General features: G+C 64.2%; 19 protein-coding genes. 6 read left to right on the top strand and 13 right to left on the bottom strand.

The genetic code is table 11. The annotated features are described in order from the left end of the window. Window positions 1-2 precede the first annotated feature (2 nt). Genes CAG31_RS06800 through folE2 form a run of 5 tightly spaced genes read right to left on the bottom strand, consistent with a single transcriptional unit; the run spans window position 3 to window position 3,874 of the window. Window positions 3-563, bottom strand: coding sequence for a DapH/DapD/GlmU-related protein (locus CAG31_RS06800; protein ID WP_085579189.1), 561 nt, complete (start codon window positions 561-563; stop codon window positions 3-5). Next, entirely contained in the window at window positions 560-1,435 is an 876-nt protein-coding gene (locus CAG31_RS06795; RefSeq protein ID WP_085579187.1) for a metal ABC transporter substrate-binding protein, read from the bottom strand. Before CAG31_RS06795 ends, CAG31_RS06800 begins: the two co-directional genes overlap by 4 nt. 11 nt (window positions 1,436-1,446) lie before the next feature. Next, the gene (locus CAG31_RS06790) at window positions 1,447-2,313 is read right to left on the bottom strand and encodes a metal ABC transporter permease (RefSeq protein WP_085579185.1); all 867 of its coding nucleotides are present in this window, start codon (window positions 2,311-2,313) and stop codon (window positions 1,447-1,449) included. Continuing rightward, window positions 2,313-2,981, bottom strand: coding sequence for a metal ABC transporter ATP-binding protein (locus CAG31_RS06785; RefSeq protein WP_085579183.1), 669 nt, complete (start codon window positions 2,979-2,981; stop codon window positions 2,313-2,315). Before CAG31_RS06785 ends, CAG31_RS06790 begins: the two co-directional genes overlap by 1 nt. Next, window positions 2,978-3,874 (bottom strand): GTP cyclohydrolase FolE2, encoded by an 897-nt coding sequence (gene folE2 / locus CAG31_RS06780; RefSeq protein ID WP_085579181.1) that lies wholly within the window; start codon window positions 3,872-3,874, stop codon window positions 2,978-2,980. The genes CAG31_RS06785 and folE2 overlap by 4 nt, the downstream gene beginning before the upstream one ends. Before the next feature lie 83 nt (window positions 3,875-3,957). Between folE2 and CAG31_RS06775 the strand changes: the two genes are divergently transcribed. Next, window positions 3,958-5,160, top strand: a complete 1,203-nt coding sequence (locus CAG31_RS06775) for an N-acetylmuramoyl-L-alanine amidase (protein ID WP_085579179.1) — start codon at window positions 3,958-3,960, stop codon at window positions 5,158-5,160. On the opposite strand, the gene CAG31_RS06770 is transcribed toward CAG31_RS06775, so the two are convergent. Then, on the bottom strand, window positions 5,157-5,534 hold the full coding sequence (locus tag CAG31_RS06770) for a glutamine synthetase (RefSeq protein WP_085579177.1): 378 nt from the start codon (window positions 5,532-5,534) through the stop codon (window positions 5,157-5,159). The genes CAG31_RS06775 and CAG31_RS06770 overlap by 4 nt on opposite strands. Before the next feature lie 210 nt (window positions 5,535-5,744). On the opposite strand from CAG31_RS06770, the gene zigA reads away from it, so the two are divergent. Together zigA and CAG31_RS06760 are read left to right on the top strand one after the other, a co-directional pair. Continuing rightward, entirely contained in the window at window positions 5,745-6,950 is a 1,206-nt protein-coding gene (zigA, locus tag CAG31_RS06765) for a zinc metallochaperone GTPase ZigA (protein ID WP_085579175.1), read from the top strand. After that, the gene (locus CAG31_RS06760; protein ID WP_085579172.1) at window positions 6,950-7,600 is read left to right on the top strand and encodes a DUF1826 domain-containing protein; all 651 of its coding nucleotides are present in this window, start codon (window positions 6,950-6,952) and stop codon (window positions 7,598-7,600) included. The genes zigA and CAG31_RS06760 overlap by 1 nt, the downstream gene beginning before the upstream one ends. A 4-nt stretch (window positions 7,601-7,604) precedes the next feature. On the opposite strand, the gene CAG31_RS06755 is transcribed toward CAG31_RS06760, so the two are convergent. Then, the gene (locus CAG31_RS06755; RefSeq protein WP_085579170.1) at window positions 7,605-7,961 is read right to left on the bottom strand and encodes an NADH:ubiquinone oxidoreductase; all 357 of its coding nucleotides are present in this window, start codon (window positions 7,959-7,961) and stop codon (window positions 7,605-7,607) included. Between the two features lie 25 nt (window positions 7,962-7,986). Between CAG31_RS06755 and CAG31_RS06750 the strand changes: the two genes are divergently transcribed. After that, complete coding sequence (locus CAG31_RS06750; protein WP_085579168.1) at window positions 7,987-8,958, top strand: GTP-binding protein; 972 nt, start codon at window positions 7,987-7,989, stop codon at window positions 8,956-8,958. 1 nt (window position 8,959) lies between these two features. On the opposite strand, the gene CAG31_RS06745 is transcribed toward CAG31_RS06750, so the two are convergent. Continuing rightward, window positions 8,960-9,373 carry a DUF3301 domain-containing protein gene (locus CAG31_RS06745; protein ID WP_085579517.1) on the bottom strand — a complete coding sequence of 138 codons (414 nt, stop codon included), beginning with the start codon at window positions 9,371-9,373 and terminating at the stop codon, window positions 8,960-8,962. 117 nt (window positions 9,374-9,490) lie between these two features. Here CAG31_RS06745 and pdxY point away from each other — a divergent pair, with 117 nt between their 5' ends. Beyond that, window positions 9,491-10,363 carry a pyridoxal kinase PdxY gene (pdxY, locus tag CAG31_RS06740; RefSeq protein WP_085579166.1) on the top strand — a complete coding sequence of 291 codons (873 nt, stop codon included), beginning with the start codon at window positions 9,491-9,493 and terminating at the stop codon, window positions 10,361-10,363. A gap of 118 nt (window positions 10,364-10,481) precedes the next feature. Here the strand turns inward: pdxY and CAG31_RS06735 are convergent, their stop codons facing one another. Then, window positions 10,482-10,964 carry an acyl-CoA thioesterase gene (locus tag CAG31_RS06735; protein WP_085579164.1) on the bottom strand — a complete coding sequence of 161 codons (483 nt, stop codon included), beginning with the start codon at window positions 10,962-10,964 and terminating at the stop codon, window positions 10,482-10,484. 282 nt (window positions 10,965-11,246) lie between these two features. Here CAG31_RS06735 and CAG31_RS06730 point away from each other — a divergent pair, with 282 nt between their 5' ends. Beyond that, window positions 11,247-13,010 carry a cation:proton antiporter gene (locus tag CAG31_RS06730; protein ID WP_085579162.1) on the top strand — a complete coding sequence of 588 codons (1,764 nt, stop codon included), beginning with the start codon at window positions 11,247-11,249 and terminating at the stop codon, window positions 13,008-13,010. 25 nt (window positions 13,011-13,035) lie between these two features. Here the strand turns inward: CAG31_RS06730 and CAG31_RS06725 are convergent, their stop codons facing one another. From CAG31_RS06725 to uvrD, 4 genes are all read right to left on the bottom strand, one after another. Continuing rightward, complete coding sequence (locus CAG31_RS06725; protein ID WP_085579160.1) at window positions 13,036-13,443, bottom strand: SMI1/KNR4 family protein; 408 nt, start codon at window positions 13,441-13,443, stop codon at window positions 13,036-13,038. A gap of 137 nt (window positions 13,444-13,580) precedes the next feature. Continuing rightward, window positions 13,581-14,459, bottom strand: a complete 879-nt coding sequence (locus CAG31_RS06720; protein WP_085579158.1) for a Tim44 domain-containing protein — start codon at window positions 14,457-14,459, stop codon at window positions 13,581-13,583. Window positions 14,460-14,635: 176 nt separating this feature from the next. Next, window positions 14,636-15,076 carry an EamA family transporter gene (locus CAG31_RS06715; protein WP_085579156.1) on the bottom strand — a complete coding sequence of 147 codons (441 nt, stop codon included), beginning with the start codon at window positions 15,074-15,076 and terminating at the stop codon, window positions 14,636-14,638. Window positions 15,077-15,219: 143 nt separating this feature from the next. Continuing rightward, complete coding sequence (uvrD, locus tag CAG31_RS06710; RefSeq protein WP_085579154.1) at window positions 15,220-17,403, bottom strand: DNA helicase II; 2,184 nt, start codon at window positions 17,401-17,403, stop codon at window positions 15,220-15,222. Window positions 17,404-17,407: the final 4 nt, after the last annotated feature.

Raw genomic sequence — 17,407 nt, 5'->3', positions numbered from 1 at the left:
GCTCAGAACTCGTTCTGCAGAGCTTTGTAGCCGCGCACCAGATCGACGTTGGTGCGCGCCACGTCCTCGGAAAACTCCGAAGCGCTGACGCTCACCGGCGGGAACTGCGAAAGGTCGGTGCCCGGGCCGATGCGGGTGGTGGAGGGGACATAGAACGCATCCGGCAGGTCGCGTCCGTCCACCACCGAGTTGTGCCGCACCACGCAACCGTTGCCGACGGCGCAGTTGAACAGCACGCTGTTGAAACCGATGAACACCCGATCGCCGACCTTGCACGGGCCATGCACGATTGAACGGTGGGCAATGGAACTGTACTCGCCGATGGTCACCGCCGCGCCGGACTTGGAGTGGATCACCACGCCGTCCTGAATGTTCGAATTGGCGCCGATGGTGATCGGCTCCATGGCGCCGGAGGCGTCCACTTCGTCGGCGCGGATCACCGCGTAGGGGCCGACGAACACGTTTTCGCCGATGACCACTTTGCCGCAGATGATCGCGGTTTTGTCGACGTAGGCGGATTCGGCAATCAGCGGCAGGTCGCCGGAAGGGTTCTTGCGGATCATGGCTGGCCCAGGGCTTGGTAGAGGGTGTTGAGGTTGTGTTCGAACAGGCCGGCGAACGTGCTGGCCGGTCCGGTGGCGGCGAGGGCGTCGGAGTACAGGGTGCCGCCGATGCGGGCGCCGGTCTCTTCGGCGATCTGCTTGAGCAGGCGTGCGTCTTTGATGTTTTCCATGAACACCGCTTTGACCTTCGCCTGGCGGATCTGGGTGATCAATGCAGCGACTTCGGCGGCGGACGGCTCACGCTCGGTGGACAGTCCTTGCGGCGCCATGAAGTCGATGCCGTAGGCCTGGCCCAGGTAGCCGAAGGCGTCGTGGCTGGTGACGATCTTGCGGTTGCCCGGCGGCAGCGAGCCGAGCTTGGCGCGGGCGTCGGCCAGCAGGGCGTGGATCTGTTTCAGGTAGGCCTGGCCGTTGCGCTCGTAGTCGGATTTATTGGCCGGGTCGGCGGCGCTCAGCGCTTTGGTGATGTTGGCGATGTACAGCTCGATGTTCGCCAGGTTGTGCCAGGCGTGCGGGTCGGGGACGGTTTCGCCGTCCTCGTCAAGCGAGCGCGGAATCACGCCGCGGCTGGCGGTGACCACCGTCGCGGTGGTGGCGGTGCTGCTCACCAGGCGATCCAGCCAGGGTTCGAACCCCAGGCCGTTCTTCACGATCAGCCGGGCCTTGAGCAGGGCCTTGGCGTCGTCCGGCGTGGGCTCGTAGGTATGGGCATCGGCATCCGGCCCGACCATGTCGGTGATCTGCACATGCTCGCCGCCGACCTGGTGCACCAGGTCGGCGAGAATGCTGAAGCTGGTGACCACCGGCATCTTTTCCGCCGCCGACAACGACATCGACAGCGTCAGGCTGAACAGCAGTAATAGAACGCGCATCGGAAAACACCTCATGGTGATGTGAGCAAAGGCGGGCGGCGCAACAGACCGTGGATCGGTCCGAACACCACGGACAGCAGATAGCCGACGCCCGCGATCAGGACGATGGCAGGGCCGCTGGGCAGCGAGCAGTGGAACGACAACAGCAAACCGAACCAGACCGACAGGCCGCCGATCAGCGCCGCGATGGCGATCAGAACCGGCAGGCGCCGGCTCCAAAAGCGCGCAGCAGCGGCAGGCAGCATCATCAGCCCGACCACCATGAGCGCGCCGATGGCCTGAAAACCGATCACTAGGTTCAGCACTACCAGGGTCAGAAACACACCATGGGCGATCGGGCCGAGCCGGCTGACGGTCTGCAGGAACAGCGGGTCGAGGGTGTCGAGCACCAGGGGCCGATAGATCAGCGCCATGGCAACCAGGCTCAGGGCGGATACCCCCAGCATGCCGTTGAGCGTCGGCCCGTCCACCGCGAGTGCCGAACCGAACAGCAGGTGCAGCAAATCCAGACGCTTGCCGGCGATGCCCAGAATCAGCACGCCGGCCGCCAGCGACATGGGATAGATCGCCGCGAGGCTGGCGTCTTCGCGAAGGCCGGTGCGGCGGGTGATCCAGGCAGCGAGCCCGGCCATGCCTAGACCTGCGCCGAGTCCGCCGACGGTGAGGGCGGGCAGGCTCAGCCCGGCGAACCAGAAGCCGAGCGCCGCGCCGGGGAGAATGCCGTGGGCGACGGCGTCGCCGATCAGGCTCATGCGGCGCAGGATCAGGAACACGCCCAAGGGTGCCGTGCTGCAGGCCAGCAGCAGCCCGCCGATCAGGGCCCGGCGCATGAACATGAATTCGTGGAACGGTTGCCAGAGGTGGACGAAGGTGTGCATCAGGCCACCTGCGGTGGGAGTGTCTGCTCGATCAGTTCGGCGGTGCTGCCGTATACGCAGCCGGTGTGCCTGATCAGCAGGGTATGGGGGATGTGTTGACGGACGGCGGCGAGGTCGTGGCAAACCACCACGAGGGTTCGCCCTTGCGCGTGCCAGGCATGCAGGTGCTGCCACAGCAGGGCCTGCCCCTGTTCATCGAGTGCGGCATGCGGCTCGTCGAGCAACAGCAAAGGCGTATCGGCAAGGCTCAGGCGGGCGAGCAGGGCGCGTTGCAGCTCGCCGCCGGAGAGGGCCATCAGCGGGCGCTGTTCCAGGCCGCTCAGTTGCCAGTCCTCCAGTGCGCTCGCGAGGCGCTGCTTTCGCAAGGGTGAAGACAACCGGCGTCCCCAGAAACCCGCCGCCACCAGTTCCCGCAGGGTAATAGGGAACTGGCGGTCGAATTGCTGTTGCTGGGGCAAGAAGGACAGGCCGCCTTGCCATGGAACACCCAAGTCGACTCTGCCCGACAACGGCTTCTGCAGTTTCGCGATGACCTTGAGCAGGCTGCTCTTGCCGCTGCCGTTCACCCCGACCACGGCGGTCAGACTGCCGGTCTCCAGAGAAAGTGAGAGAGCGGGGGTCAGCGGTTGGCCGAGTGCTCCCCACGTCAAGGACTGGCAACGGATCATTGAACCTCCCGCCGCCAGCGGCTTTCGGCGACGGCGTCATGTGCGTGGAGGCTTTCGGCGTGGATCACTCGCAGATGGAACTCACGGACTCCGGGCGAGCGGCGCAGGGCCAGATTCAAGCGACGGGCAGCGTCCTCACAGAACATCAGGTTTTGCCCGTTGGCGAGGGCGAAGGCTTGTTCGTCGGCGCGTTTGACGGCCGTCTGGACGGCAGTGCCGAGGGCGGCTTCGGCCTGGTTGATGAAGTCGGTCAGCGAGAGGTGTTCTGTCGCAGCATCGAGGTGCAGGTGCAATTGCGCGGTGCTGCGCTGGCTGTGGGGCGTGGCGACAATGCCTCGGGTCGAGCCCAGCCAAGCTAATACATCGGCATGTTGAAGAGGCTTGTTGGCAAAGTCGTCAACGAACTGTTGCTGGATCAACTGCCGCGCGAGCGCCGCCGAGCAAGGACAGGTCGACGAATACGGCACCTCGATTTTGAGTTCCACGTGGAACATTCCGTTTTTCAGGTGCGCGGCGAGGGTGACGGGATAGGCCTTCCAGCCGGCCAACGGACTGACCAATGCCGGTCGCTTAAGCATCAGATCGGTATGGATGTTCAGGTAAGCGCTGCTCGACAGACCTGTGTGGCTGTCGAGAAAAGCCTGCAGAACATCACGCATGAGGCTGGCGTTCAGGTTTTGTGCTTCAAGGCTTTCGAGCGCCAAGTAAAGCCGGGACATGTGAATCCCCCGGGCCTCGCCATCGTCCAGACTGACGCCAGCATCCGCTTTGGCGCACAGGCGTTGTCCCTCGATCAAAACGGGCAGTGCGATGCCGCGCATGCCCACCCATTCGAGCGCAAGGGGCTGGCGAGCGGCTTGCGCTGCGATATCCGGAAGCGTCAACGCATTCATGAGCGGGTCCATCGTGTGATTTGAATTGATGTTATATTATAACAATTACAATCGCGATGCCTTTTTCATGAGCGGGCTTTCCTATGCACAGACGTCACTTGCTTCACCTGATGCTGGCCAGCGTCGCCCTGGCCTTTCCCTTTGGTGCGAAAGCCGCGCAGATCCGTCAGGCGCGGCTGTGGCGATCCGACGACAAGCTGCGGTTGGTGTTCGATCTCAGCGGCCCGGTGAGCTACAAGACGTTCTCCTTGGGCTCGCCGGATCGCCTGATCATCGATGTGGCAGGAGCGGAGGCGAGCGGTGATTTCAGTCAACTGCCGTTGAAGGACACGGTCATCCACTCCATCCGTTCCGGACGCTATGGTCGTGGTGATACACGGATCGTGCTGGATCTGAAGAACCCAGCGCAGTTGAACAGCTTCTTGCTGGCACCCCAGGACGGCCAAGGTCATCGCTTGGTGCTGGATCTGGTAAGCAGCGCAGCGCCAGCATCGATGGTTCCACGTGAAACACTCGCGCAGACCTCCAGGGCGCACGCCAAACGCGACATCATTGTCGTGGTGGATCCGGGGCACGGCGGCAAGGATCCGGGGGCTGTGGGCGCCAAAGGTGCGCGGGAAAAGGATGTCGTGCTGTCCATTTCGCAGTTGCTCGCGCGGCGCTTGAAACGGGAGAAAGGGTTTGATGTGAAGCTCGTGCGCAACGACGACTTCTTTGTTCCACTGCGCAAGCGTGTGGACATCGCCCGTCAGCACAAGGCCGATATGTTCATCTCCGTGCACGCCGATGCGGCCCCTCGTCTGACGGCGGCCGGGGCGTCGGTGTACTGCTTGTCTGAAGGGGGTGCGACGTCGGCCACCGCACGCTTCATGGCCCAGCGTGAAAACGGTGCGGATCTGCTTGGCGCCACCAGTCTGCTCAACCTCAAAGACAAGGATCCAATGCTCGCTGGCGTGATCCTCGACATGTCGATGAACGCCACCATCGCCGCCAGCCTGCAGCTGGGCAGTACGGTGCTCGGCAGTCTCGCCGGCATCACCACGCTGCATCAGAAACGTGTGGAACAGGCCGGGTTCGCGGTGCTGAAGTCGCCCGATGTGCCGTCGATCCTGGTGGAGACCGGTTTCATCTCCAATGCCCGCGACAGCCAACGACTGGTGAACCCCCGTCACCAACAGGCAATTGCCGATGGTTTGTTCGAGGGATTGCAGCGCTACTTTCAGAAGAATCCGCCGCTCGACAGCTACCTCGCCTGGCAGCAGGCGCAGAAAAGTCCCGTGGTCTAGCAGCCCGTAAGGCGGTTGCAGGTGAATTTGGCGCTGCCGCCGCCGGAGCTGGAATAGCGGTTGATCGTGGTCCAGCCCACGCGGCGGTTATAGCCGACCCAGGCTTCGCCGTCGGTGGCGATGCCTGTGAAGAAGGTCAGTTGTCCGTAGCGGCTGTTGGTCTGCGCCCAATAGCGTTGGCCGGCCTTGTCGAAGCCGCGCAGGTAGATCGTGCTGCCCGCGGTGTTGACGCTGTAGGCGTTGCCCTCGGCATCGACGCAGGCCAGCAGATTGGCGCTGCGTGTGCACGTGGCCAGGCCGGGGAGTTGTCCCCAGGCGGTTGAGGCCAGCAGCAATCCAAGGCCCAGCAGCGTGCGTTTCAGCGCCTGTTTCATGGCAATTTCCGACGGGTTAGACGGTGTACAGCTTCCTGCGCGACGGCGCTTGGGGCAAGAGAAGAGTGGTCAACTCATATTGTTATACTATAACATTAATTTGAATCGCCTTTACCCCCCTGATTTTCAAGCGCCTGCTTCTGTGGTGGCCTCCTGGAGGCTTCAAGAGCGCCAGATCGCAAAAACCGACCGTTTGATGAGGATTACCCCATGTCATACATGTTGCCAGTGACCGTTTTGTCAGGCTTTCTCGGCGCCGGAAAAAGTACGCTTCTGAATTACGTACTACGTAATCGGGGCGGTCTGCGTGTGGCCGTCATCGTCAACGATATGAGCGAAATCAACATCGATGGCAGCGAAGTCCAACATGATGTCAGCCTGAATCGCTCCGAAGAGAAACTCGTGGAGATGAGCAACGGCTGCATCTGCTGTACGCTGCGCGAAGACCTGCTCGAAGAAGTCGGCCAGTTGGCCCGTGAAGGCCGATTCGATTACCTGCTGATAGAGTCCACCGGTATCTCCGAACCGTTGCCGGTCGCCGAAACCTTCACCTTCCGCGACGAGCAGGGCCAAAGCCTGGCTGACATCGCTCGCCTCGACACCATGGTCACTGTAGTCGACGGCCTGAATTTCCTGCCCGACTATCAAGCCGCCGAAAGCCTCGCCGCACGGGGTGAAGTCCTGGGGGAGGAGGACGAGCGCTCCATCACCGACCTGCTGATCGAACAGATCGAATTCGCCGACGTGCTGCTGATCAGCAAAATCGACCTGATCGGCAGCCGTGAACGGGAAGAGCTGATGGCCATCCTCAGGCGCCTGAACGCTCAGGCCGAGATCATCCCGATGGTGATGGGTGAAGTGCCGCTTGCGAAGATCCTCAACACCGGCCGTTTCGACTTCGAGAAGGCCGCCCAGGCCCCGGGCTGGCTGCAGGAGCTGCGCGGCGAGCATGTTCCCGAAACCCAAGAGTACGGCATCGCCTCCACAGCCTATCGGGCCCGGCGGCCGTTCCACCCCCAGCGTTTTTTCGACTTCCTCAACCGGCCCTGGCTGAACGGAAAACTGCTGCGCTCCAAGGGATTCTTCTGGCTGGCCAGCAAACCCGCCGACGCCGGCAGTTGGTCGCAGGCCGGCGGCCTGATGCGCCATGGGTTCGCCGGGCGCTGGTGGCGGTTCGTACCGAAGGAGCAATGGCCGCAGGATCGGGAAAGCACTGCCGCGATCATGGAAAACTGGACGGCCAGTGTGGGGGATTGCCGACAGGAGCTGGTGTTCATCGGTCAGGACATCGATTTCGCGCAGCTCACGGCGGACCTCGATGACTGCCTGCTGAGCGACGCGGAAATGGCCGTCGGCGCGCAGGGCTGGCGGCAGTGGCCGGATCCGTTCGGCCCTTGGCACGAAGAGGCTGCCTGATGCTCGCCTTGAACCCGTCGTATCGCGCCACCCGTGTGCAGCATCAGGGGCCCACGCCGCAGGATCTGGCGCGGATCCTTGAGGACGACATCAACCTCGCGGTCTGGCAACGGCAACTGCCGCTGCACATCGCGGATTTTGCGGATCTGCTCCTGTCGCTGGAGGTGCCGTACGCCGAAGCGCTGTGCCTGGAGCTGCCTGACGAAGAGGCGGAGCCGGACCTGGACGGCCTCGCCGGCGAGTTCCGCGACCTGGCCGGTCACGAAGCGTTTGTCGCCGACCTGAAATGGCTGACCGGCGCCTTCGCCTGCCTGCTCGGCGCCACGCGCATCGGCCTGCGCCTGCGGGTGCTGGACAAGGCCATGTGCCCGCGGTTTCACGTCGATCATGTGCCGGTGCGCCTGATCACCACCTATGCGGGCATCGGCAGCGAATGGCTCAGCGAAGGATCGATGGATCGCCGTCTGCTGGGCAACCCCGACGCCGAGCCCGCAGAGCCGTCGAGCATCCAGCGGCTGAAGGCTGGTGAAGTGGCCTTGCTCAAGGGCGAGAAATGGCATGGAAACGAAGGGTTCGGCCTGATCCACCGTTCGCCGCAACCGGCGCCGGGCCAGCGCCGGCTGATGCTCACCCTCGACTGGCTCGGCTAGCGCCTCAAGGCTTGAGCCAGCGGCCGTGGCTCTGGTTCTCGCAGTACGGTTGCAGGTACGCCGCGTCGGAGGCCACGCCGTAATAGTGGATATCCTGGCGATAGGGCATATTGGCGACTTGCGCGTCGCTGCAGACGCCGAAGGCGCCGGCGGGGCATTGGTCGACGTACCGGACCTCGACGGTCTGCCCGGCCAGGGTGGGTCGGCAGAAGCCGTCGCTGAACAGTTTCTGCGGGATGTTGCGGTTCTGCTGGCAGACCTTCACGTCCAGCCGTTCCGCCTGGCTGTGCACCACGCAGGCCTGGGCCAGCGCCTCGCTCGACACCAGCGCCAGCAGCAACGACCATCCCATCCACCGCATCTTCGACCTCCAGAACACTTCAGCCATGTTGCAGAACATTCCCACCCACGTCATCGCCGGGCCGCTGGGTGCAGGTAAGACCAGCCTGATCCGCCAGCTCATGGCCCAGCGCCCGGCGCACGAGCGCTGGGCGGTGCTGATCAACGAGTTCGGCCAGATCGGCCTCGACGCCGCGCTGCTGACTCGCGACGCCGATGGTATCGCACTGGGCGAAGTGGCCGGCGGCTGTTTGTGCTGCGTCAACGGCGCGCCGTTCCAGGTCGGGCTCGGTCGGCTGCTGCGCAAGGCCAGGCCGGATCGCCTGTTCATCGAACCGTCGGGGTTTGGGCATCCGGCGCAGTTGCTCAAGCAGTTGGGCGAGGCGCCCTGGCTGGGTGTCCTGGCTGTGCAGCCTTGCGTGCTGGTGCTGGATGCCCAGGCGCTGGCGGACGGCAAGCCGCTGCCGGACACGCAAAGGCAGGCCTTGGCCGGCGCCGGCCTGCTGTTGCTGAACAAATCGGAAAACCTCGCAGAGCCAGCGCGGCAAGCGATCGCCGCGCAATTGCCGGCGGTCAGGTTTATCTGGACGGAGCAAGCCCGGATGCCGCTGAGCGAGCTGCCGGGCCTGACGGCGCAGGCGGTGGCGGGGGCGGAGCCGTTGAATGTGCCGAAGGGGTTGGCGCAGATCCCGGCGGTCTGGAGCGATCCGGCGCTGCCGATTTGCCTGCACCAGGCCCAGGACGATGGCTGGAGCATCGGCTGGCGCTGGCACCCGGGGCAGGTTTTCGACAGCGCGCGTGTCCGGCAGTGGCTGGAAAGCCTGGCCTGGCGTCGGGCGAAACTGGTGATCCACAGCGCGGACGGCTGGCGATCGATGAATGCCCTGGATAACGCGCCGGCGCCATGGCAGCCCAGCGAATGGCGCAAGGACTCGCGGATCGAGCTGATCTTCGCCGAGCGGCAGGATGCCGCGACATTGCAGGCAGGGCTGGCGGGTTGCCGGATCGGGGTCGCCTAGCTCAGGGCTTCCACTTGGTGTGTTCCTGCCGCCACTGGCTCAGCTCGATCACTTCGGCCCGGGGCTTGGCGACGTCCGCCACCGGCGGCGCCTCGTCGAACGGCGCCGGGTAGGGTGCCAGTTCGATCTGTGCGCTGTGCGCGCCGAACTGAGTGATGGTGCCGTTGTGGCGGGTCTCGCCCGTCACAGTGAATTCGAAGCCGTAGACCCGGGCCAGCCGCAGGCGGCCGCTGGCGTCCTTGATGAAGCCGATCCGCTTCAGCGCGACATTGCCGTCGAGCAGCTCGACGCCGACGTTCACGCAATGCTGCTTGACCCGTTCCAGCGCGCGCTCCCGCAAGCCGTGGTTGTGCCAGAGCCATGCGCCGGCGGCGGCGAACAGCATCAGCACGAATATGTTTTCCAGGGTCAGCATCAACGGGGAACTCCAAAAGAGGGCATCAGCTTAACTGCGTCGCCGGTCTGTCGTACAGGCTGCGTTTCGTCGCATACTGCGCGGCTTGAATTTCAATCGTTTTACGGAAAATCCCGAATGAAACGTACGCCTCATCTGCTCGCCATCCAGTCCCATGTGGTGTTCGGCCACGCCGGCAACAGCGCTGCGGTTTTTCCGATGCAGCGGGTCGGGGTGAATGTCTGGCCGCTCAACACCGTGCAGTTTTCCAACCACACCCAGTATGGCCAGTGGGCCGGCGAAGTGCTGCAGCCGCAGCGGATTCCGGAGCTGGTCGAAGGCATCGCCGCCATCGGCGAGCTGGGCAACTGCGATGCGGTGCTGTCGGGCTACCTGGGCAGCGCCGCCCAGGGCCGGGCGATTCTCGAAGGGGTGGCGCGGATCAAGTCGGTCAATCCCAAGGCCCTTTACCTGTGTGATCCGGTGATGGGGCATCCGGAGAAGGGCTGCAGCGTGCCGGCGGAGGTCAGCGACTTTCTGCTGGAAGAGGCGGCGGCGGTGGCCGACATCATGTGCCCGAACCAGCTGGAGCTGGACAGCTTCGCCGGACGCAAGCCGCAGTCGTTGTTCGACTGCCTGGCGATGGCCCGCGCGTTGCTCGCCCGCGGTCCCAAGGCTGTGCTGGTCAAGCACCTGGACTATCCGGGCAAGCCGGCCGAAGGGTTCGAGATGTTGCTGGTGACGGCCGAGGGCAGCTGGCATCTGCGCCGTCCTCTGCTGGCGTTCCCGCGGCAGCCGGTGGGCGTGGGCGACCTGACGTCCGGGCTGTTCCTGGCACGGGTGCTGCTGGGCGACAGCCTGCTGGCGGCGTTCGAGTTCACGGCGGCGGCGGTGCATGAGGTGCTGCTGGAGACCCAGGCCTGCGCCAGCTACGAATTGCAGCTGGTGCGGGCCCAGGACCGGATCGCCCATCCGCGGGTGAAATTCGAGGCGACCCCGATCAGCCTGTGACCCACGCAAACTGTGGGAGCCAGCCTGCTGGCGATGGCGTCAGCAGGGACACCGCCTGACAGCGGCGGTGCGACGTGCCCGCGAAGGCTGTCGATGAAGCGGCTCCAGGCCGAAGGGCTCACGCGTCGCCCTTGATCTCCTGATAGCGCTTCTCCAGCTCCTGACGAATCTGCCGGCGCTGCTGGGCCTGCATGAAACGGCGCTTCTCCTCGCTGTTCTGCGGCTGCAGCGGCGGCACCGGCGCAGGCTTGCGCTGGTCATCCACCGCGACCATGGTGAAGAAGCAACTGTTGGTGTGGCGCACCGAGCGCTCGCGGATGTTCTCGGTCACGACTTTGATGCCGACTTCCATCGAGGTGTTGCCGGTGTAGTTGACCGACGCCAGGAAGGTCACCAGTTCGCCGACGTGGATCGGCTCGCGGAAAATCACCTGGTCCACCGACAAGGTCACCACGTACCGGCCGGCGTAACGGCTGGCGCAGGCGTAGGCCACTTCGTCGAGGTATTTGAGCAGGGTGCCGCCATGGACATTGCCAGAGAAGTTGGCCATGTCGGGTGTCATCAGTACCGTCATCGACAGCTGGGCGTTTCCGGGTTCCATAACGTTCTCACGGGTCAAGGCAGGATTGCTGGAAGAAGCGCCTCTGCGGGCGCCTGGTCGTTTTTCAAACCACCGTTATCGGGACGCCGGGCAACTGGCCGCCGTCACGCCCGATCGATCTGTTTCCATATATTGCACCGCCTTCCGGCCGGAAGTCGCGGTGTTACCCTGCCAAAGCCACTTCCCAAGGGCGATTCCCACACCAAAAGCGGATTTTCATTCAGCTTGCCCAGCCTGTTTCCCAGGCCAGCGGCGAGCCTTGCCATTCAAGGAGCCCACGCCATGCATGCCATCAGTTTCATTCAGGACCTGGCAGTGATCATGTTGGTCGCGGGCGTGGTGACCGTGCTGTTCCACCGCTTCAAGCAGCCGGTGGTGCTCGGCTACATCGTCGCCGGGTTCATCATCGGCCCGCACACGCCGCCGTTCGGCCTGATCCACGACGAAGACACCATCAAGACCCTCGCCGAACTGGGGGTGATCTTCCTGATGTTCTGCCTGGGCCTGGAGTTCAGCCTGCGCAAGCTGTTCAAGGTCGGCGCCACGGCGTTCATCGCGGCCTTCCTCGAAATCGTGCTGATGATCTGGATCGGCTACGAAATCGGCCGCTGGTTCGACTGGAACACCATGGATTCGCTGTTCCTCGGCGCGATCCTGGCCATTTCCTCGACCACCATCATCGTCAAGGCACTCAATGACCTGAAGATGAAGAACGAGCGTTTCGCCCAACTGATCTTCGGTGTGCTGATCGTGGAGGACATCCTGGGCATCGGCATCATCGCCTTGCTGTCGAGCATCGCCGTCAGCGGCACGGTGAGTTCCGGCGAAGTGTTCTCCACGGTCGGCAAGCTGTCGCTGTTCATGATCGTCGCCTTGGTCATCGGCATCCTGCTGGTGCCGCGCCTCCTGGCCTACGTGGCGAAATTCGAAAGCAACGAGATGCTGCTGATCACCGTGCTGGGCCTGTGCTTCGGCTTCTGCCTGCTGGTGGTCAAGCTGGAATACAGCATGGTGCTGGGGGCCTTCCTGATCGGCGCGATCATGGCCGAGTCGCGGCAGCTGCTGAAGATCGAGCGTCTGATCGAGCCGGTCCGCGACCTGTTCAGCGCCATTTTCTTTGTCGCCATCGGCCTGATGCTCGACCCGATGATCCTGCTGCAGTACGCCTGGCCGATCGCGGTCATCACCGTGGCGGTGGTGTTGGGCAAGATGCTGTCCTGCGGCCTCGGTGCCTTTATCGCCGGCAACGACGGACGCACCTCGCTGCGGGTCGGGATGGGGCTTTCGCAGATCGGCGAGTTTTCCTTCATCATCGCGGCGCTGGGCATGACGCTGCAGGTCACCAGCCATTTCCTCTATCCGGTGGCCGTGGCGGTCTCGGTCATCACCACGTTGCTGACGCCGTACCTGATCCGCGCCGCCGATCCGCTGTCGATCAAGCTGTCCGCCGCCATGCCGCAGCGCCTGGGGCGGGTGTTCGGCCTCTACGGCGAATGGCTGCGCAGCATCCAGCCCCGTGGCGAAGGGGCTTTGCTGGCGTCGATGATCCGGCGGATCCTGCTGCAGGTCGGGGTGAATCTGGCGCTGGTGATCGCGATTTTCCTGGCCGGCGCCTTTTTCGCCGGGCGCATTTCGGTCTGGCTGCAGGACTGGATCGCCGATCCGGGCTGGCAGAAGGCATTGATCTGGGGGGCGGCGCTGCTGCTGTCGTTGCCGTTCCTGATCGCGGCTTACCGCAAGCTCAAGGCGCTGTCGATGCTGTTGGCGGAGATGGGCGTCAAGCCGGAAATGGCCGGACGCCATACGCAGCGGGTGCGGCGGGTGATCGCCGAAGTGATTCCGCTTCTTTCGCTGCTGGTGATTTTCCTGCTGTTGGCAGCCTTGTCGGCCAGTATCTTGCCGACCAACAAGTTGCTGGTGCTGGTCGCCGTGGTGGCGGCCGCCGTGGCGGCGCTGCTGTGGCGCTGGTTCATCCGGGTGCACACGCGGATGCAGGTGGCCTTGCTGGAGACCCTCGACAACCACAAGGAGCCGTCGGGGCACTGAAGGCCGCCCTGGGCGACGGGGCGGATCAGCTTTCCAGCCAGACGTCCCGTGCCCAGTGCCAGACCGACTCCCAGGACTCTTCGGTGACCAGTTCCTCTTCGCCCGACCACAGCACCACGGTGCCGTCCTCTTCGACGCAGTAGTAATCATCGCCGTCCTGACAGATCGGGATCAGGTCGCGCGGCACGCCGGCATCCCAGGCGTTCGCGGCCACTTCGGGCAGGTAGGTGTGGGACTGCGGGTCGGTGACGGTCACCGGCTCCAGGCTGCCGTACACCACGTCGCTGACGGTCAGCAGGAACTCCTTGAAGACGAACGGGATGTTGATGAAGAGCTGTTCTTCGATCTCAACCAGTTGGTCTTCGTCAGGCAGTTCCAGGGGAACCGGCACGGGCTCGTTGGCTTCGCGCAGTTGTTCGATGATTTCTTCCACGTCCGGGATCCTCTTGCTTGTATGGCGCGGTTTGCATGGGGCGGTTTATACAGTAGCTCGCTATGGATGCAACCGCGAAATAGAAAACCCCGGCCATGGCCGGGGTTTTCGGTACTGCAGGCCTGACGCGCCTGGGATCAGCCGTTCTGGCGGATGCCGGCCACCAGCCATGGCTGGTTTTCGCCCTGCGGACGTTCCATGTTCCAGCTTTCGCTGAACACTTCGCCCTGGTCGAAACGCGAGGTCTTCGACACGCCGCTGAAGGTCAGGGTGGCGATGGTCTTGTCTGCACGGTCATCCACGCCGTCCAGTTGCACCTGGAGGTTGTCGATGTAGGTGGACTGGAAGCCGTCGCCCAGGTCCGCGCGCTCGCGCTTGAGGAACTCGAGCATCTGCGGGGTCACGAACTCGGCGATCTTGTCCATTTCGTTGGCGTCCCAATGCTGCTGCAGGGCCTGGAAGTGGCTGCGGGCGGCTTCGAGGAAACGCTGTTCGTTGAACCAGGCCGGTGCGTTGATCACCGGACGGGCGGCAGGGGCTGCCGAACCGCCGAAGATCGAGCCCATGGCGGCCGGCTTCTGCTCGAACGCTTCACGCTGCATCGGCGCATGGCCGGCCGGCGCGAACTGGTCCTGCTGCTTGCGGCGACGGGCGGCGATGAAGCGGAAGATCACGAACGCGATGAGGGCCATGATCAGGATGTCGAAGAACTGCATGCCTTGGAAGCCGTCGCCCATGAACATGGAGGCGAGCAGGCCGCCGGCGGCGATGCCGGCCAGCGGGCCGAGCCAGCGCGAGGCACCGCCGGCCTTGGCGGCCGCGCCTGCGGCACCGGCAGCACCGGCGGTCGCCGCAGCGCCGCCCATGCCCGGGGAAGAAGGAGCCATCTGGCTGGTCTGGTGCGTCGGCGCGGCGCCGGAGCTTTTGCCACCACCGAAGCGCTTGGCTGCGTTGACATCGAGGCTCATCGTCAGGCCGATGCACAACGCCATGGCGATGCTGAGGAAACGTTTCATAAAGGGTATTCCCGTTTGTGGAGAGCACGCGCGCCATGTTGCACAGCTGAAGTGTCACTGGCTAGCGGCAGAGTGTTTCGGGCTTTTGCCTGACAGGCTAGGTTCAGCTCGGTCGAGGCAATAGGCCCATGTACATTTGTCTGTAGGAAAAATAGGAAGGTTCAGCGGGTTTCTATTCAGCGGCGCAAGGCCAACAAGACGACGCCCGCGGTGATCAGGCCGATCCCGCCCCATTGGCGCAGGTCGAGCTTCTCGCCGAGCAGGAGCGCGCCGAGCACCGCCACCAGCACCACGCTGAGCTTGTCCACCGGGGCGACCAGCGAGGCCGGGCCGACCTTCAGGGCGCGGAAGTAGCACAGCCACGACGCGCCGGTGCCCAACCCGGACAGCAGCAGGAACAGGTAGCTCTTGGCGGAGATCGATCCCAACGACTGATATTGGCCCGTCGCGTACAAAATCAAGGCCAGGCTGACCAGCACCACGAAGGTGCGCAGCAGGGTGGCGAAGTCGGAATTGACGTTCTCGATGCCGACCTTGGCGAAAATCGCGGTCAGCGCGGCGAACAAGGCCGAGAGCAGGGCCCAGAAGGTCCACGAGGAGAAGAAGCCTGAGCCCATGAATCGCTCCCTGTCGGGATCAAGGTTCACACACGCCGGTGCGGGAGCGAGCCGGCTCGCGATTGAAACGCCGCGGTTCGACTGACGAACCGCATTGAAGCCATCGCGAGCAGGCTCGCTCCCACACAAAGGCGGATTCAGTTTCAGATCGCTTCCAGTTTCGCGTAGCCCAGCATCAGCCACTTGCTGCCTTCGCTGAAGTTGACCTGCACCCGCGCCTGGGCGCCGGCGCCTTCGAAGTTGAGGATCACGCCGTCGCCGAAGATCGAATGGCGCACGGCCTGGCCGAGGCTCAGGCCGGTCTCCGGGATCGCGCTGCCGCTGAACAGATTGCTGCCGCTCATCGACTGGTTGCCGCCGAACGGACGGCTGACGCTGTTCGACAGGCGCACTTCCTGGATCAGGCCCTTGGGCACTTCCCGCACGAAACGCGACACCTTGTTGTAGGTCTCGCTGCCGTACAGGCGTCGGGTCTCGGCATAGGTCATCACCAGGTTCTGCATGGCGCGGGTGATGCCGACATAGGCCAGACGCCGTTCCTCTTCGAGACGTCCCGGTTCCTCCAGGCTCATTTTGTGCGGGAACAGGCCTTCTTCCATGCCCACCAGGAACACGTAAGGGAATTCCAGGCCCTTGGCGCTGTGCAGGGTCATCAGCTGAATGCTGTCTTCGTGCTCGTCGGCCTGGGTGTCGCCGGCCTCCAGCGACGCGTGGCCGAGGAACGCCGCCAGCGGCGTCAGGTCCTCGTCCTCGTCGGTGTTCTCGAAGTTGCGCGCGGCGCTGACCAGTTCCTCAAGGTTTTCCACCCGGGCCTGGCCTTTCTCGCCTTTTTCCGCCTCGTGGTAGGCGATCAGGCCGGACTGCTCGATGACGGTCTGGGTCATCAGGTGTAGCGGCATGTCGATGCACTTGGCGGCGAGGTTGTCGATCAGTTCGATGAACGCGCCCAGGGCGCTTGCCGCGCGGCCGGTCAGGCCTTTGTTGGCGACCAGCTGGCGCATCGCTTCCCACATCGACACATCGCTGTGGCGCGCGTGCTCGCGGATCGCCTCGACGGTCTTCTCGCCGATGCCCCGGGCCGGGACGTTGATCACCCGTTCCAGCGCGGCGTCGTTGCCGCGGCCTTCCAGCAGGCGCAGGTAGGCCATGGCGTTCTTGATTTCGGCCCGTTCGAAGAAGCGCTGGCCGCCATAGATGCGGTACGGGATGCGTTCGCGCAGCAGGGCTTCTTCCAGCACGCGGGATTGGGCGTTGGAGCGGTAGAGAATCGCGATGTCGCTGCGGGACAGGCCGGTCTTCAGGGCGCTTTCGATGGTTTCGACTACGTAGCGCGCTTCGTCGTGTTCGTTGAACGCGGCGTACAGGCTGATCGCTTCGCCGTCGCCGCCGTCGGTCCACAGCTCTTTGCCCAGGCGCCCGGTGTTGTTGGCGATCAGGGCGTTGGCGGCCTTGAGGATGCCGGCGGTGGAGCGGTAGTTCTGCTCCAGGCGGATGGTTTCGGCGTCCGGGAAGTCGGCGGAATACTGATGGATGTTCTCGATCTTCGCCCCGCGCCAGCCGTAGATCGACTGGTCGTCGTCGCCCACCACCATCAGGCTGTCGCCGCCCTTGGCCAGCAGGCGCAACCAGGCGTACTGCACGGCGTTGGTGTCCTGGAACTCGTCCACCAGGATGTGCCGGAAACGTTTCTGGTAATGGGCCAGCAGGCCCGGATGGTCGCGCCACAGATCCAGGGCGCGCAGCAGCAGTTCCGAGAAGTCGATGACCCCGGCGCGCTGGCAGGCGGCCTCGTAGGCTTCATAGATGCCGCGCATGGTGGCCAGGAACAGGTCGCCGCCGGCCTGGATGTGCTGCGGGCGCAGGCCTTCGTCCTTCTGCCCGTTGATGAACCATTGGGCCTGGCGGGCCGGCCAGCGTTGCTCGTCCAGCCCCAGCTCGCGGATCACCCGCTTGACCAGCCGCTGCTGGTCGTCGCTGTCGAGGATCTGGAAGGTCTGGCTCAGCCCGGCCTCCTGCCAGTGCGCCCGCAGCAGGCGGTGCGCCAGGCCGTGGAAGGTGCCGACCCACATGCCGGCCGGGTTGATGCCCAGCAGCTGTTCGATGCGGTGGCGCATCTCGGCGGCGGCCTTGTTGGTGAAGGTCACCGACAGGATGGAGTGGGGCGAGGCGTTTTCGACCTGGATCAACCAGGCGATACGGTGCACCAGCACTCGGGTTTTGCCGGAGCCGGCACCGGCCAGGACCAATTGACGGCCAACGGGGGCCGCTACGGCCTGGCGTTGGGCATCGTTGAGGGAGTTCAGCAGAAGGGAGAGATCATCGCGCATCGGG

This window comes from Pseudomonas sp. R25(2017), from assembly GCF_002112565.1.
Taxonomy (GTDB): domain Bacteria; phylum Pseudomonadota; class Gammaproteobacteria; order Pseudomonadales; family Pseudomonadaceae; genus Aquipseudomonas; species Aquipseudomonas ekonensis.
The sequence above is the reverse complement of the archived record's forward strand: the minus strand, read 5'-3'. Positions and strand labels throughout refer to the sequence as shown.

What these genes read in the sequence shown, in the direction of transcription:
- CAG31_RS06800 (WP_085579189.1), bottom strand. Translation starts at nt 563, where the DNA reads ATGATCCGCAAGAACCCTTCCGGCGACCTGCCGCTGATTGCCGAATCC.
- CAG31_RS06795 (WP_085579187.1), bottom strand. Translation starts at nt 1,435, where the DNA reads ATGCGCGTTCTATTACTGCTGTTCAGCCTGACGCTGTCGATGTCGTTG.
- CAG31_RS06790 (WP_085579185.1), bottom strand. Translation starts at nt 2,313, where the DNA reads ATGCACACCTTCGTCCACCTCTGGCAACCGTTCCACGAATTCATGTTC.
- CAG31_RS06785 (WP_085579183.1), bottom strand. Translation starts at nt 2,981, where the DNA reads ATGATCCGTTGCCAGTCCTTGACGTGGGGAGCACTCGGCCAACCGCTG.
- folE2 (WP_085579181.1), bottom strand. Translation starts at nt 3,874, where the DNA reads ATGAATGCGTTGACGCTTCCGGATATCGCAGCGCAAGCCGCTCGCCAG.
- CAG31_RS06775 (WP_085579179.1), top strand. Translation starts at nt 3,958, where the DNA reads ATGCACAGACGTCACTTGCTTCACCTGATGCTGGCCAGCGTCGCCCTG.
- CAG31_RS06770 (WP_085579177.1), bottom strand. Translation starts at nt 5,534, where the DNA reads ATGAAACAGGCGCTGAAACGCACGCTGCTGGGCCTTGGATTGCTGCTG.
- zigA (WP_085579175.1), top strand. Translation starts at nt 5,745, where the DNA reads ATGTCATACATGTTGCCAGTGACCGTTTTGTCAGGCTTTCTCGGCGCC.
- CAG31_RS06760 (WP_085579172.1), top strand. Translation starts at nt 6,950, where the DNA reads ATGCTCGCCTTGAACCCGTCGTATCGCGCCACCCGTGTGCAGCATCAG.
- CAG31_RS06755 (WP_085579170.1), bottom strand. Translation starts at nt 7,961, where the DNA reads ATGCGGTGGATGGGATGGTCGTTGCTGCTGGCGCTGGTGTCGAGCGAG.
- CAG31_RS06750 (WP_085579168.1), top strand. Translation starts at nt 7,987, where the DNA reads ATGTTGCAGAACATTCCCACCCACGTCATCGCCGGGCCGCTGGGTGCA.
- CAG31_RS06745 (WP_085579517.1), bottom strand. Translation starts at nt 9,373, where the DNA reads ATGCTGACCCTGGAAAACATATTCGTGCTGATGCTGTTCGCCGCCGCC.
- pdxY (WP_085579166.1), top strand. Translation starts at nt 9,491, where the DNA reads ATGAAACGTACGCCTCATCTGCTCGCCATCCAGTCCCATGTGGTGTTC.
- CAG31_RS06735 (WP_085579164.1), bottom strand. Translation starts at nt 10,964, where the DNA reads ATGGAACCCGGAAACGCCCAGCTGTCGATGACGGTACTGATGACACCC.
- CAG31_RS06730 (WP_085579162.1), top strand. Translation starts at nt 11,247, where the DNA reads ATGCATGCCATCAGTTTCATTCAGGACCTGGCAGTGATCATGTTGGTC.
- CAG31_RS06720 (WP_085579158.1), bottom strand. Translation starts at nt 14,459, where the DNA reads ATGAAACGTTTCCTCAGCATCGCCATGGCGTTGTGCATCGGCCTGACG.
- CAG31_RS06715 (WP_085579156.1), bottom strand. Translation starts at nt 15,076, where the DNA reads ATGGGCTCAGGCTTCTTCTCCTCGTGGACCTTCTGGGCCCTGCTCTCG.
- uvrD (WP_085579154.1), bottom strand. Translation starts at nt 17,403, where the DNA reads ATGCGCGATGATCTCTCCCTTCTGCTGAACTCCCTCAACGATGCCCAA.